This is a genomic window from Psychrobacillus sp. OK028 (genome assembly GCF_900103605.1).
GTDB lineage: Bacteria > Bacillota > Bacilli > Bacillales_A > Planococcaceae > Psychrobacillus.
Map to the genome: position 1 here is coordinate 98,099 of NZ_FNHY01000007.1, position 14,624 is coordinate 112,722.

Genomic DNA, 14,624 nt, shown 5'->3' on the forward strand with positions numbered 1-14,624 from the left:
CTATTAGGAGGGGTGAACGAATGTCTATTCTTGAGGTGGAAAATCTATCTGTATCTTTTAAACAATATACAGATGGATTTAAAGAGATCAATCATAAAGTTATATCAAGTTTAAGTGTAACGCTCGAAGCTGGTGAAATTCTAGCTGTTGTTGGTGCGAGTGGATCGGGGAAAAGTTTGCTTGCACATGCCATTCTTGGAATTCTTCCCAGGAACGCAAGTATAAGTGGCACCATAAAGTATAAAGGTGTGGAACTAACTGCTGCTCGTCTAGCTACATTAAGAGGTAAGGAACTGGCGCTCGTTCCGCAATCAGTTAACTTTTTAGACCCACTTATGCGTGTGGGGAGCCAAGTTCGTACGGCTTCTAATAGCGAGGATGTTGTATCAGCGCAACGTAAGGTCTTTGAACGGTATCATCTTGGCAAAGAAGTGGAAAGTATGTATCCATTTCAACTCTCAGGTGGTATGGCGCGAAGGACGTTATTATCAACTGCAATGGTTAGTGGCGCAAAAGTAATTATTGCGGACGAGCCTACGCCAGGACTCGACCCGATTGTAATAAAGGAAGCATTGAGTAACTTTAGGGAATTTGCCGATAAAGGATGTGCAGTCATGTTAATCACGCATGATATTGAGTCGGCTCTTCAAATTACTGATAAGATCGCTGTATTTTATGCTGGAACAACGGTAGAGATAGCATCTGTAAAAGACTTTGTAGGAAAAGGAGAGGCTATACGACATCCTTATACAAAAGCATTATGGAGAGCTTTACCTCAAAATGAATTTATATCAATTCCAGGCTCGCAACCACACCCAAGCTCATTGCCACCGGGATGTTTGTTTGCACCGCGTTGTGAAATAGCAACGCCAGAATGCGAGCAAGCACCACCTGATATGCGAGAACTAAGGGATGGAATGGTGAGGTGTATTCATGCAACTTGAAGCAAAGGACGTTGGATTCCGATACGGAGACGGTCCATGGTTATTCCAAAGGGTCAATGTCATGCTAGAACCAGGAGAAATTGTTGGAATTACGGGTCCAAGTGGACGTGGAAAAACTACGTTTTGCAGGATATTAGCGGGTTTTGAGTCACCTGTTGAAGGCACCGTACATGTTAATGGTGCTCCTTTACCGAAAAGTGGGTATCATCCTGTTCAAATGGTCCTCCAGCATCCTGAAAAAGCGACTAATCCAAGATGGAAGATGCATAAGGTTCTTAATGAGGGATATCAACCAGATAAAGAATTATTAGACTTATTAGGGATTGAGCAAGAGTGGCTAACACGCTGGCCTCACGAGCTATCTGGGGGCGAATTACAACGCTTTTGTGTAGCTAGAGCATTGGGACCGAATACTCGCTTTTTAATTGCAGATGAAATGACGACAATGCTCGATGCAAACACACAGGCTCAAATTTGGCATGCAATCATGTCAATCGCAAAACAGAGAGAGATGGGCATACTTGTTGTCACGCATGAATCGAAGCTAATGCAAAGACTTTGTCATCGTGTGATTGATTTTAATGAATTCGATTAAAAAGAGGCTGGGACAGAAATAGCCTCAATCAATGAAAAAAGTGAAATCGTGAATTGCGATTTCACTTTTTTCATTTTGTTTTAAGATAATTTACGGATAAGAGCTTATACTCTTGCCGCATATTTCCGGATATTCACGGCCATTAATGCGAGGCCGATTTCATGTTCGACCTTAGACTTTCCACGAACAGAAAATCGTGTAAAACCTAAATTAGCCTTCAAGAATCCAAAAACTGGTTCCACATCAATTTTACGTTGACGGTAAATGGCACCTGTTTTTTCTTCTGAAAGCTGTGTTCGTACATATTCTTTTTGTTGTTCCCATTTCTCATTAATCATGAGCTTGCGGTTCGTACCTTCTTGCGCCTTTGTACATAACGCACGCAATGGACAACCCTTGCAGTCTTCACACTCATACATTTTGAATTGGCGTTGGAATCCTGTTTTGTCCGTACGTGTGGCGTTGTATCGAAATATTAATTGCTTCTCATTTGGACATGTATAGCTGTCCTTTTCTTCATCGTATGCCCAGTTACTTGTTTGGAACGGATTGTTTTTATACTTCTTCTTTTGCTCGTTCAAATAATGGTTGTACGTAATGAGTGGTGTACGTTTGCGCTTGGTTAAAATATCATCTTAATTTTGTTCACTCCCGTAGCCGGCATCCGCAACGATATGTTCCGGCAACTCAAAGTATTGTTTTTCTATTTGATCTAAGAATGGTAGGAGTGTTTTCGTATCCGTTGGATTCGGGAATACACCGTAAGCCAATGTGTATTGACCTTCTGTCGCATCTTGGTCTGTCTTCGAATAGCTGTTGCGTGCGCCAAAAATCTCCAAGTCTTTTTCATACTTCTGCTTTCGTGTGATCCAGTCATAGATCTGCTTTACCATTTGTTTTGGGGTTTTGCGCTCACTCATATCGTCAGAGCTATCTATTTTATTTGTGTAGTCGTCGACTACTTCATCAAGTTCTTGGGCGAATCGAGTTAATTCCTCTATTGAAAGCTGTTCTTCATTTTCACGCTCGATTTCTGGGATAATTTCATTTTGAAGAAGCTCGTTATACATTTGATTCGACTTTTCAATCAGATTTTTATGATGCCTCTCCACGGATTTCTTCCAGACAAATGTAAATTTATTCGCGTTTGCTTCAATCTTTGTACCATCTATAAAAATCGCTTCTTGATCGATGAGCTTTTCTTGTATGAGCTGACAACGGAATTGTATAAAACATTGACGAATGAGCTCTTTCATATCGGGATGCACACGAAAACGATTGATGGTGCGGTAGCTTGGTTCATATCCCTGAGCGAGCCACATCATACGAATACTATCTTTCACATGATCTTCGATTTTGCGACCTGAGAATGCAGCTTGTGTGTAACCACATAAAATAACTTTAAGCATCATACGTGGATGATAGGCTGGGCAGCCATTGTGTTTTACAAAGGCATTAAATGCTTCATTCGGAATACTTTCGACTAAATGGTGGATAGAAAACGCAATATCATTTTTTTGTAATTTAACTGCTAAATCTAAAGGTAAAATTAATTGATTCATGTTATAATCTTTAAACATAAGGACACTTCTTTCGTTTAGAATTTGGTAGTAGGATACTTAAATTTTAACAGAAGATGTCCTTTTTTTGTGCTTGAATCTATGCAGAAATTTACTTGATATAGAAGAAATATTAGTTGTTCGGAGTGAAGGCGGCGACTCCCAGGGGACAAGCGCGCGGGAGAGACTACAGGCTCGACCCGTGCCCCCAGGAAAGCGTCCGCCGTAACGGAGAACAACGGCTACGAAGTAGACATAAAATAAAGCAGTTCCAATTTTACTCCATCGTAAAATTGGAACTGCTTTTAATTTTGAGGTAGGTTTTGTCCCAGCCTCTTTTATAATATTTAGTTTTCGTCTTTACTATTCTGTTCTTGCTCTGCTACTTTTTCATGGATTTCAGATTCCATTGCTTGTACAAGTTCATCCTCCAGTTTTTGCCGAGGCTGAGGATGGAACCACTGAATTTCCCCCTCGTGGACAAATCCTTTGTATTCTTCACCTTGCACTTGCAAAGAAAATTGCTGACGTTCATGTATACGGTCTTCAAATGCTGGCTTTAATTCAAGTTCTGTAATCTCTTTTGAAAAGCCATAGTGTCCCATTAATGAATAAATATTCGCTTCAATTGTGGCCACTTTGCATTCACCGATTAATTGTTTTGGATGCGGATGGAGCCAAAAAATCTCATCCTCATGAAAATGTCCTTTGAATTCATCTCCATCAATCTTAAAAGTAAAGGCAAGCCGTTCATGAACACGATTTTCAAACACTGTTTCAACTTCAAAATCTTCAAGTTTGGGTTTTGCATTCTTATTATCAGGCATACTTTTTCCCCTCTCACGAAAGTTTCTATTTAAATATCCTTCCAAGATTTTCGTATATATTATTGGTTTATAGCTTCAAAACAATACTGTGATCATCTTCTAATTGCCTACTATATAGGTATTTATTTTTGGATAACGATTTAAATGACCATCGTGTATGGGAAATCGCTCTTTTTACAGAATAGAAAAGCGTCAACTGTGGTGGAAATTCAGGTAGTCCTCCGTATATACTTTTTCAAAGGTCCACATTTTACGAGTATATTAATATTTTCGTAAAGAATTTGGTGTGCGATTTAGCCATTTTTCACTAATCAATTTATGGCAATTATTTAAAATTCGTTCGATAACCTGGGTAGAGTTTGCTAGGATACGTATGCTAAAGCCTGATACTGCAAGCTTCGAAATACCAGCTTTAAACTCTGATTGTTCCAGTTGAATCACTTCGTACAACTCATCAATAAGCGCATTATTTGTATATTCACTAACTACAAGCATTGAACCTAAATGCGTATAACCTTCCATAAATCCTAGTCCAGACACTGACTGTTGTTTCGGCACTAACTTGATATGGTCAAACACACCAAGTTGTCCGTCTACATAAATCTCGGTAACTAATTGAATTGTATCATAACTGAATTTCCCACCGCTCGGCGACCAACCAGGTGTAAGGATATCTGTAGAGAGAAACGTCGCGCCACGATCCATATACACTATATTTTTTTGCTTATAATGTGCATTTTCATAAGCAATTAGAGGATCTGGTAGGTATTCCAAATAGCTATCTTTTTTTAAGTGAATGGTAGTTACTTGATAGGCATGGCTTTTTGGTGTTTTATATACTTTTGTTGCAGATTGCGTAGTTAATGTAACTTTCGATCCTTCATCTGCTGTGAACTCCATCTTGTATCGATCGCCATCTAAATAGCCACCACCGGGATTTAGAAGATAATAGCAAACTTGTCCTGAATCGTCCAAGTAAATCGGTCGCATTACTTTGAGTGCGCCTTGAAAATATACTCGTTTAGCGACCGTCTTTCCTTTTCGATTCTCGAGGTCCAGAGATAAAGTACCAGTCCAGTTAGTCATATTAATCTAAACCTTTTAGTAAAGCGTGCTGCTTAATCCATTCAATTACTTCAGGAAGACCTTCCTCATTTTTTAAGTTTGTAAATACAAAAGGTTTATTGCCGCGGAATACTTTTGTGTCTTCTGCCATAACTTCAAGGCTAGCGCCGACATGAGGTGCAAGGTCTATTTTATTAATGATAAATAAGTCAGATTTAATCATCCCTTGTCCACCTTTACGAGGGATTTTTTCCCCTTGAGCAACGTCGATAATATAGATAGAAAAATCAACTAGCTCAGGACTAAAAGTAGCCGCAAGATTGTCTCCGCCACTCTCTACAAAGATCAATTCCACGTCTGGATGACGTTCTACTAATTCATCAATTGCTGCAAAGTTCATAGAAGCATCTTCACGTATAGCAGTGTGAGGGCAACCGCCTGTTTCAACACCAATAATTCGATCCTCTGGCAGAACGCCATTTTGTATTAAAAACTTCGCATCTTCTTTTGTATAAATATCATTTGTGATAACCGCCATTTTTATTTCATCTTTAAGGTGGCGAGTTAATTTTTCAACAAGCATTGTTTTACCTGCTCCAACAGGTCCTCCAACACCAATTCTTATTGGTTCCATTAGAACACGTCCTTTACTATTCTTTAAAAATTTTAAGACATAAATATTCGAATATTTACACGTTCATGTTGCATTTGGGACAGCTCGATTCCTGGTGAAACAATACCGAAATCATCTTTCGATAGTTGCAGGATTTTGTCAACTGCCACGTTTAATTCTGGTATAAAGTTATGAGAAATCTTTTGTCCGGCTGTTTGCCCAAGTGGAATCGCACGAACCGCATTTTGAATTTGACTAGAAATAGAAGAATACAGGTGGTAGCGGATAGTATCTTGTTTTTCTACCCCAAGCCCATGAGCTACCATTGTAAATACGATAGCAGGATGACCAAATGCATTTTTTTTCTTAATTTCCGCTCTGTATTGTGAGAGGATGGGTAGCTCGTATAGTGATTCAGTGAGTTTCAGCATGCGATCACCAATCATTTGAGTGCCTTCTCTCGTCTCTCTAGGCAAGTTTTGGACAGTTAATAAGCGATCCAAGTGCCATATTTCTAGAATATTTCCTTCCGTAAGAGCTTCATAAACAAAGCGAGAGGCTAATCCATCCGTATAGACGAGTTGCTCATGTAAATAGACTTTAAGCCACTGAAAAAACGTCTCTTGGTCATGAACTTTATCTTCCTGTATGTAGCTCTCCAAGCCAAAAGAATGACTGAAGGCTCCTGTAGGAAGGTTAGAGTCGCATAGTTGAAACAAAGAGAGAATGTTGTTAGTCATGACTGTGGCCTATATGACGGAATGCTTGTTTTACTTTTCGATCTTCTCGTTTAAATGGAATCTCCATTTGTTGAAGTAATTCTTCCACTAAGTAGTCATACTGAACAAACATATCATTGTCTTCGAATTGCGCAGGGAGATGTCGATTACCCAATTGGTGAGCGATTGTACCCATTTCCTTAATGTCTCTAGGACTGATAACTAGTAAATCATCTGAAAGTACATCAATGACTATCATATTTTTATCATCCATGTATAAGACATCACCAGCAACAAGATCTTTGTGCTCTTTTAAGCGAATGCCTAGTTCGTTACCGTGATCTGTTTTAACACGTTGAATCCGCTTCATTAAATGAGCGCTTTCCATATAAACTTTTTCTATATGACGTTTTTTAACTTCATTTGAATCCATTTGTTCAATGTTTGTGATAATCTTTTCTATTATCATAATATTCACCTCAGAATAAGAAATAGCGCTGACCCATAGGCACCGTATCGACTGGTTCACATGTCAGCAATTCTCCGTTTACTTTTACTTCGTATGTTTGTGGATCAACCGTAATATTAGGCGTTTCACCATTTAACTTCATATCTTTTTTTGTTAGCGTTCGAATCCCACCAACTGGTAAAACTATTTTTTGAAGTCCAAGTTTTTCGTGGACACCATCATCATAAGCAGCTTGAGAAATGAACGTAGCTGAACTTTTTGCTAATGCTTTCCCGAATTGAGCGTACATTGGACGATAAATATAAGGTTGTGGAGTCGGGATAGATGCATTGCCATCACCCATTAATCCAGTAACCGCTAGACCATTTTTAAGGACCATTTCTGGTTTCACACCAAAGAACTTTGGATTCCAAAGAACTAAATCGGCCATTTTTCCAACCTCAATAGAACCTACATATTTTGAAATACCATGTGTAATTGCTGGGTTAATAGTATATTTAGCGATATACCGTTTAACTCGATTATTGTCAGCATGTTCGCTATCACCTTGTAGGGACCCTCTTTGTTTTTTCATTTTATCAGCAACTTGCCATGTGCGTAATACGACTTCTCCTACACGACCCATCGCTTGGGAATCTGAGCTCACCATACTAAATACGCCCATGTCATGAAGGATATCTTCAGCTGCTATTGTTTCTCTTCTAATTCTAGAATCGGCAAAAGCGATGTCTTCTGGTATAGAAGGATTTAAATGATGGCAAACCATGACCATATCAAGGTGTTCGTCGATCGTATTTACGGTATAAGGGAGGGTAGGATTCGTTGATGAAGGAAGAATGTTAAGGTAACCTGCTGATTTGATTAAATCAGGTGCATGTCCACCGCCTGCGCCTTCAGTATGGTACATATGAAGAACTCGATCTTTTACAGCCGCCATAGTATTTTCCATAAAGCCGCTTTCATTTAATGTATCTGCGTGTAATGCAACTTGAATGTCGTACTCGTCTGCAACTTGTAGTGCATAATCAAGGGATGAACCAGTAGCTCCCCAGTCTTCATGAACTTTTAAACCGATTACGCCTGCTTTTACTTGCTCGATTAGGGGCTCAACGGATGCAGCATGTCCTTTGCCTGTAAAACCAATGTTAATTGGGAGGCCTTCAGCCGCTTCTAGCATGCGGTGAATATTCCACTCACCTGGCGTAACAGTAGTAGCCTTAGAGCCAGCTGCAGGACCTGTACCACCGCCGATTAGTGTTGTCGTACCGGCTGTTAGTGCCACTTGTACTTGTTCCGGGTTTATAAAATGAACGTGTGTATCAATGGCTCCAGCTGTCACAATCAAGCCTTCACCGGCAATTATTTCAGTAGATGTACCAATAATTATATCTACATTATCCGTAATTAATGGGTTACCGCTTTTGCCAATGCCGAAAATTTTGCCATCGCGAAGGGCTAAATCGGCTTTACAAATGCCTGTATAATCTAAAATAATGACGTTTGTTATTACTGTATCGGGTACACCATCCTTGCGTGTAGCAAGTGGATGCTGACCCATACCGTCACGAATAACCTTCCCGCCTCCAAAGACTGCTTCTTCGCCATAAGAAGTGTAATCTTTTTCGATTTGAATAAATAACTCTGTATCTGCAAGACGGATAGAGTCACCAGTAGTTGGTCCATACATTTCAGCGTATTGCTTTCGGGACATTCTAAAACTCATGCTTCATCCTCACTTTCTAATTTGCCGTCGACTTTATTATTGAATCCATAGATACGACGCTCTCCGGCAAAATCAATCAGCTGTATTTCTTTTTCATCTCCAGGTTCAAAACGAACAGCTGCTCCGGCTGGCACATTTAAACGCTTTCCGTAAGCTTCTTTTCTATTAAAGTGGAGTGCTTCGTTTACTTCGTAAAAATGAAAATGTGATCCTACCTGAATAGGACGGTCACCTGTATTTGTAACAAAAATACTAGAAACGACGCTACCTTCGTTACAAATAATGTCTTCTTCTTTCAAAATGTACTCACCTGGTAACACTTGGCGATCCCTCCTATTTATCGTATCGGGCTGTGAACAGTCACTAATTTTGTTCCATCTCGGAAAGTTGCTTCAACCTGAATATCATTGATCATAGAAGGTATACCTTCCATGACATCGTCTTGCGTCAAAATGGAAGCACCATATTCCATTAGTTCGGCAACAGTTTTCCCGTCCCTTGCCCCTTCCATTACCTCATATGTGATGAGGGCGACAGCTTCTGGATGGTTTAACTTCAATCCTCTGTCTTTCCGGCGCCTTGCAAGGTCCGCTGCGACCACTATCATTAGCTTGTCAATTTCTCGCGGCAATAGATGCATAGTTCATTCCTCCTGATAAAATCTCATATAAATTACATTGGGAGAAAGATAGTTCTTACTGGTTGAAATAAATAAAAATAACCTTTACTTATCTTCTCTAAAAACCCAGTAATTTAACCTTCCTAGAGAATTTTAACATATAAAGAAATTAAGATGAAGTTTAACGCAGTATAGAGAAAACTAATACGAAAGTTTCACTGAGTTAAAACAAATTGAGAATGGCAAGACTACTTGCTCTTGCAAACTTAAATCTCGCATTAACCCCACGCTCTCGACATACACACACATCGCTTCTTGCAGAAGCCAGCCGGTGTAGCACTGAAACAAATCATGGATAGACTTGGCCATTCAGATGATCAAATTACCAAGAATGTCTACCTCCACGTTACAAAAGAAATGAAAAAAGAAGCTTCCCAAAAGTTTGCACAACTAATGAGAAGCCTCGATTATAAGAATTTCACTTTCACCTTACATACAAACCCATACATATCAAGGGTTGAAGCGGCTTATTACATCATGCCGCCCATAAGATGAGGGTGTGTAATATCTTTAATGTTGTGTGTGGAGAGTACGGCATATCAGGGTTTAGGAGAAAATGAGTTGTAACTTCTTTAACATGAGTTTACTGTTTTTCATGAAATTGTGTTAGCAAAATGTTAGCATTTTTAATAGTAATTAATCTCCTTTATAGATTAAGGATGAGAGAATTTGAAGAGCTGAACAACATTTCTTGGGTTAACCTAAATAGCACATCTTAGGCATATAAAACACAAGTATATTGCTACCCATAGTCGAATTCTTAGCAGAACATATTCTGCGATTATATGAGTGATATTCTAATAGTTTTTAAATGGACTATTAGATTGCAACAAGCATTTTAATTTTTGACAAGATCTATTGCCATAAATACTATCCTTTTCTTAAGGTTTTTATAAATTCAACGGTAAACTCTGCGCAATAATGACCTGCTGTTTTTAAATCTTCTATGTTATCACCTGAAACTTCAGAGTTTGATATAGTTCGTATGGAGAGATAAGGAATGTTAAAAATCTTTGCCACTTGTGCAACGGCAAAAGCCTCCATGTCTTCAGCACATGTCCCCGCATTTTGATGAAACCATCGAATACGATCTATCTCTCTATTCCAAAAATCTGCACTTCCAATTTTACCCTCTACCACTTACTTGGTTTAGTATTGCACTAGTCTCTTCTTGTGTTAGGCTGAATTCTGTACGAAGATGAGCTGCAACAGCATTTTTTAGTCTATCCTCATTATTTCGGATTTTTTTTTAGCTACAAATTGAATTATTTCCACTGGTGTTGGTTCTGCGAGTTCACATAATAATTTCCCTATTTCTTTCACTACCTTAGTAAAAAGAATAAAATCATCGAAGCACAAATCATCCTTTTTATTAGGTGCTGTTATCTTAAATTTCATTTTTATCTCAGATTCAGACTCTATTAGACCTTTATGTAGTGTGTCAAGATCTTTCTTAACATCAGGGTGAGTAATACTGATTCTTATATATCTATAGTACTCAAATAGTTTATAACATAAATCATTTTCGTATTTGTAACTCGAATCTGTATTCCTTATTGCCTGAGACAACCTACCACCCATGTCTGTGTTGTAAGTCCAATTTTCCCCACTAAGTTTACAATGCTCATCCTTATAGTCTTGAAGAAATAATTCAGCTGATTGATAAACAGTTACTATATAGCTTTTTGCCATAGTAACACTAAGTTCTTTGGTAACATACTAAGCACGATTCACGTGAGTATTTTCAGAACAATTCGCCAAAAATAGTTCCGCAAAATCATCTAATGGAATAGCCATTCCTTCATCTTTTATGAATTCTATTGATTAAAGTGAAAGGCGGCGACTCCTGGGGATAAGCGTGACAGGTGAGCCTCCGCAAGGTCGCAAAGCGACCGAGAGGAGGCTCACCGCATGCCCCCCGGAACGCATCCGCCTGGAACGGAAATCAACATTTTCCAACCCACCCGTTTGTTTATTAACTAACATTAATTGAAGCACTAAAAAAAGCCCCTCACCAATTCAATGAATTGATGAAAGACCTTTTCGGTTTAGAGTGATTTGACTAGCATTCATGACCAATAAAATGACCACGGCTTGATGATATACGCTCTAACCCTTGAAAGTATAAGGGTTAAGAGTTTATATCACATCATGCCGCCCGTAAGGTGAAAGTGTGTCATATCTTTCACGATATAATTCAAATGCGCGGTAGATCAAGGTTTGAAAAAATCAGGATTGTAACATCTTTAACGGGAATTAATACTTTTTACTGGATTGCGTTAACAAAATGTTAGCATTTTGCTAACGTAATTTTTGTAAGAGAGTCTCCGGAAAGAAACTCTCTCGTTATTTTATTTCAAGTCTTCAATCGAATCAATATCAACATACCCTGGTACAACCAGTCCATTCTTCGTTCCATGTAAGTTTTGTCCAAGGTCAACGAAATCGTTCTTATAGGTATTAAAAAATTCAACATGTGTAGTTGGGAGCCATGCACCAACCATCCCATCTGCACTTCCATTGGCTACACCAGCAAACATAGGCCCAACTTCTACCTGGCTCAATGTCACAGTATAACCATTTTGCTCAAGAACCTTGCCAATCACATAGGTACTAGCGATTTCTGTGTCCCAAGCAACAAAAACAAGATTGATCGGTTCACCACTTCCTGATTGAACACCTTTTATCCATTCAGAAACTTTGTCAGGATTGGCCTCAATCCATTTTTCAGCCGCTTCAGTCGGATCCATTCCTTCTGTAATATTGACCATCACAGCTTCCATATCACTTGGTTCCCAAGAAAATTGATCAAGGATTTTATAAGCACCAGGTGCATTCTGTTCAAGACCTTTTCTTACAATTGTATGAATACTTTCAGCTCCACCAAAGGATCCTTTTGGGTCGTCGAGATATTTCAAATCGAATTTGGTGAACATCCAATGTGGTGACCACCCAGTAATAATAATCGGTTCTTGACTATTATAGGCTTTCTGCAGTTCTGCTACCATTGCGGCAGAAGATCCTTCAATTAACGTCCAATTATCTAACTGGTAATCTTCTAGTGCATTATTTGTCAACCCCATTAGTCCTGCTCCAGGTTCAATCCCTATAATTTCATATTCTGTTTGGGCACCAATCCCGTTCGCATTCTCATTAACAGTAGCCTTGTTTCCTTGAATCGCTACAACAAGAGCCGTACCAACTACAAGTAAAGCTAAAATAGAAAAAGCTATTTTAGGCTTAACAGCATGGTCATAAGCTGGGTAACGTAAGTTTTGCGTGATACGGTCAAGAATGATCGCGATGATGACGATCGATAATCCAGCTTCAAAGCCTTGCCCAACGTCAATTTGACTAACCGCTCGGTAAACATCTGCTCCAAGTCCTGGTGCCCCAACTAATGAAGCCGTAACAACCATCGATAGAGCAAGCATAATACTTTGGTTAACCCCTGCCATAATGGTTGGAGTAGCCAAAGGTAATTGTACTTTGAACAATTTTTGACTGGTAGTTGCACCAAAAGCATTTGCCGCTTCAATTAAATCTTTAGGCACTTTTTGAATACCAAGATTCGTCATACGAATGGTTGGAGCAATAGCGAAAATAAAGGAAGCAATAATCCCCGGTACAACTCCAATCCCAAAAAATAAAATGGATGGAATTAAATAAACAAATGCAGGCATAGTCTGCATAAAGTCTAAAATAGGTGTAACGATGTTTTGTACTGTTTTTCTTTGCGCACACCATATTCCCAGAGGGATCCCAATGATGATCGTAAGCAATCCTGATAATAATACAATCGCAAGTGTTTGAATACTTGAATCCCAATAACCAAGATTATCAATCAATAGTAAACTAATTAATGTAAAAACTCCTAATGGCCATCTGCTTGTATAGGTAACCAAAAGCGTCAAGACGAGAATTAAAACGATGGGAGGACCTATACTTAATACGTCCACTATAATATCTAATAGACCATCGATTAAATTGGTTATAAAGGAAAAAAGTCCGGCCAACGCAATGGTTAACCATGCGACAAAGGAATCTACCCATTCTCCTAGTGGGATTTTAGGAATACTCATTTAATTAGTCACTCTCCAAGTTCATTTAAAGAATCTTTATTTCCCGTTAAAGCACCAATGACGGCCCCACGTATCACAATTCCTTTAAATCGATTTTCTTCATCGATAACAGATATCGGCAAACTGGATGTTGCGATTACATCCATCAGATCTGTAAGTAATGTATCTTCTGAAACCGTTGGGATATCCGTTGTCATAGCGTCGGCAATGGATTGATTTTGATTTATGGCCTGACGTGCTTGTTCAGCAGTAATCGCTCCCAACAACTTATTTTTTCGGTCAACGATAAATATACTGGAATATCCTTGATTTCGCATAATTTCCAAAGCAACCCTTGGACCTCGGTCTACGCTAATTTTTTCTCCTCGCTTCATCACATGTGAGGCTGTTATGACTTTCGATAAGTCAACATCTTCAACAAACTTCTCGACAAATTCATTTGCGGGCTTTATCATAATTTCTTCAGGTGTTCCTAGTTGAATGACACAGCCATCTTTCATCAGGGCAATTCGATCCCCAATTCGCAGTGCTTCATCTAAATCATGGGTGATGAAAATAATCGTTTTCTGGTATTGTTCTTGAATGCCAATTAATTCATCCTGCATATCTTTACGAATTAACGGATCAAGAGCGCTGAAGGCTTCGTCCATCAAGATAATATCTGTATCGCTTGCAAGAGCTCTAGCAAGACCAACCCTTTGTTGCATTCCACCGCTCAATTGTGATGGGTATTGATGTTCGTAACCTTTTAACCCGACAGCTTCTAGAGCATGCATCGCTTTTTCGAGACGTTCATTAGGAGCGACTTTCTTGACTTCCAGACCAAATTCAGCGTTTTCTAAAATCGTTTTATATGGAAAAAGGGCAAAGTTTTGAAAAACCATACTAATTCTTTTTTGTCTGGTTTCTCGTAATCTTGCGGCGTTCATCTTAACGATATCTTCATTCTTTATTAGAATTTCTCCAATTGTAGGATCGATCAACCTGTTAAACATCCGGATTAAGGTTGACTTTCCACTTCCTGATAAACCCATGATGACAAAAATTTCACTGGGATAAATTTTAAAACTAACATTATTAACACCAACCGTGAGTCCTGTTTCTTTTAAAATTTCTTTTTTTGATTTGCCCTGTTTTAATAAATCAATGGCAGCTTTAGGAGATTTACCAAAAATCTTCGAGACATTCTTGACTTCCACATATGGATCCATCAAATCATCACCTCATTTTGTTAATTGACTTTACAATTGAGCTTTCCCTATTTTGTATCATATATGTAGAGTTCTGATGGAGAAAAGAAGCTAGTATGTACGTATTGAAAAGTTTGATTACCTCGAAAAGATCAAAAA

The 14,624-nt window shown here is 38.8% G+C and carries 14 protein-coding genes and 2 pseudogenes; 3 read left to right on the forward strand and 13 right to left on the reverse strand.

Annotated elements, in window-relative coordinates; all coding sequences use genetic code 11:
• Positions 1–20 precede the first annotated feature (20 nt).
• Together BLR36_RS12755 and BLR36_RS12760 are read left to right on the forward strand one after the other, a co-directional pair.
• Positions 21–944 carry an ABC transporter ATP-binding protein gene (locus BLR36_RS12755; RefSeq protein ID WP_093062131.1) on the forward strand — a complete coding sequence of 308 codons (924 nt, stop codon included), beginning with the start codon at positions 21–23 and terminating at the stop codon, positions 942–944.
• Positions 934–1,539 (forward strand): ABC transporter ATP-binding protein, encoded by a 606-nt coding sequence (locus BLR36_RS12760; protein WP_093062132.1) that lies wholly within the window; start codon positions 934–936, stop codon positions 1,537–1,539. Before BLR36_RS12755 ends, BLR36_RS12760 begins: the two co-directional genes overlap by 11 nt.
• 104 nt (positions 1,540–1,643) lie before the next feature.
• Here the strand turns inward: BLR36_RS12760 and BLR36_RS12765 are convergent.
• The 9 genes and pseudogenes from BLR36_RS12765 to BLR36_RS12805 form a co-directional block, all read right to left on the reverse strand.
• Positions 1,644–3,119, reverse strand: a pseudogene (locus BLR36_RS12765) (IS1182 family transposase).
• Between the two features lie 326 nt (positions 3,120–3,445).
• Positions 3,446–3,925 carry a hypothetical protein gene (locus BLR36_RS12770; protein ID WP_093062133.1) on the reverse strand — a complete coding sequence of 160 codons (480 nt, stop codon included), beginning with the start codon at positions 3,923–3,925 and terminating at the stop codon, positions 3,446–3,448.
• A gap of 261 nt (positions 3,926–4,186) precedes the next feature.
• Positions 4,187–5,011 carry an urease accessory protein UreD gene (locus BLR36_RS12775; protein WP_093062134.1) on the reverse strand — a complete coding sequence of 275 codons (825 nt, stop codon included), beginning with the start codon at positions 5,009–5,011 and terminating at the stop codon, positions 4,187–4,189.
• Between the two features lies 1 nt (position 5,012).
• Positions 5,013–5,624: an urease accessory protein UreG gene (gene ureG, locus BLR36_RS12780; RefSeq protein ID WP_093062135.1), complete on the reverse strand. Its 612-nt coding sequence runs from the start codon at positions 5,622–5,624 to the stop codon at positions 5,013–5,015.
• A gap of 32 nt (positions 5,625–5,656) precedes the next feature.
• Positions 5,657–6,343, reverse strand: coding sequence for an urease accessory protein UreF (locus BLR36_RS12785; protein ID WP_093062136.1), 687 nt, complete (start codon positions 6,341–6,343; stop codon positions 5,657–5,659).
• Positions 6,336–6,791, reverse strand: coding sequence for an urease accessory protein UreE (gene ureE, locus BLR36_RS12790; RefSeq protein WP_093062137.1), 456 nt, complete (start codon positions 6,789–6,791; stop codon positions 6,336–6,338). The genes BLR36_RS12785 and ureE overlap by 8 nt, the downstream gene beginning before the upstream one ends.
• 10 nt (positions 6,792–6,801) lie before the next feature.
• Positions 6,802–8,514 carry an urease subunit alpha gene (gene ureC / locus BLR36_RS12795; protein ID WP_093062138.1) on the reverse strand — a complete coding sequence of 571 codons (1,713 nt, stop codon included), beginning with the start codon at positions 8,512–8,514 and terminating at the stop codon, positions 6,802–6,804.
• Positions 8,511–8,834: an urease subunit beta gene (ureB, locus tag BLR36_RS12800; protein WP_093062139.1), complete on the reverse strand. Its 324-nt coding sequence runs from the start codon at positions 8,832–8,834 to the stop codon at positions 8,511–8,513. The genes ureC and ureB overlap by 4 nt, the downstream gene beginning before the upstream one ends.
• Positions 8,835–8,851: 17 nt before the next feature.
• On the reverse strand, positions 8,852–9,154 hold the full coding sequence (locus BLR36_RS12805; RefSeq protein ID WP_093062140.1) for an urease subunit gamma: 303 nt from the start codon (positions 9,152–9,154) through the stop codon (positions 8,852–8,854).
• 209 nt (positions 9,155–9,363) lie between these two features.
• On the opposite strand from BLR36_RS12805, the pseudogene BLR36_RS19050 reads away from it, so the two are divergent.
• Positions 9,364–9,598: pseudogene (locus BLR36_RS19050) on the forward strand (tyrosine-type recombinase/integrase); the annotation flags it as partial.
• Positions 9,599–10,063: 465 nt separating this feature from the next.
• On the opposite strand, the gene BLR36_RS12815 reads toward BLR36_RS19050, so the two are convergent.
• The 4 genes from BLR36_RS12815 to BLR36_RS12830 all read right to left on the reverse strand — a co-directional run bounded on the left by BLR36_RS12815 (position 10,064) and on the right by BLR36_RS12830 (position 14,486).
• Positions 10,064–10,333: a 5'-methylthioadenosine/S-adenosylhomocysteine nucleosidase family protein gene (locus BLR36_RS12815; protein ID WP_093062141.1), complete on the reverse strand. Its 270-nt coding sequence runs from the start codon at positions 10,331–10,333 to the stop codon at positions 10,064–10,066.
• A gap of 78 nt (positions 10,334–10,411) precedes the next feature.
• A complete protein-coding gene (locus BLR36_RS12820; protein ID WP_093062142.1) occupies positions 10,412–10,885 on the reverse strand; it encodes a hypothetical protein in 474 nt (157 codons plus the stop codon).
• Between the two features lie 659 nt (positions 10,886–11,544).
• On the reverse strand, positions 11,545–13,275 hold the full coding sequence (locus BLR36_RS12825; protein ID WP_093062143.1) for a glycine betaine ABC transporter substrate-binding protein: 1,731 nt from the start codon (positions 13,273–13,275) through the stop codon (positions 11,545–11,547).
• Positions 13,276–13,283: 8 nt separating this feature from the next.
• Positions 13,284–14,486, reverse strand: a complete 1,203-nt coding sequence (locus BLR36_RS12830; protein ID WP_093062144.1) for a quaternary amine ABC transporter ATP-binding protein — start codon at positions 14,484–14,486, stop codon at positions 13,284–13,286.
• Positions 14,487–14,624: the final 138 nt, after the last annotated feature.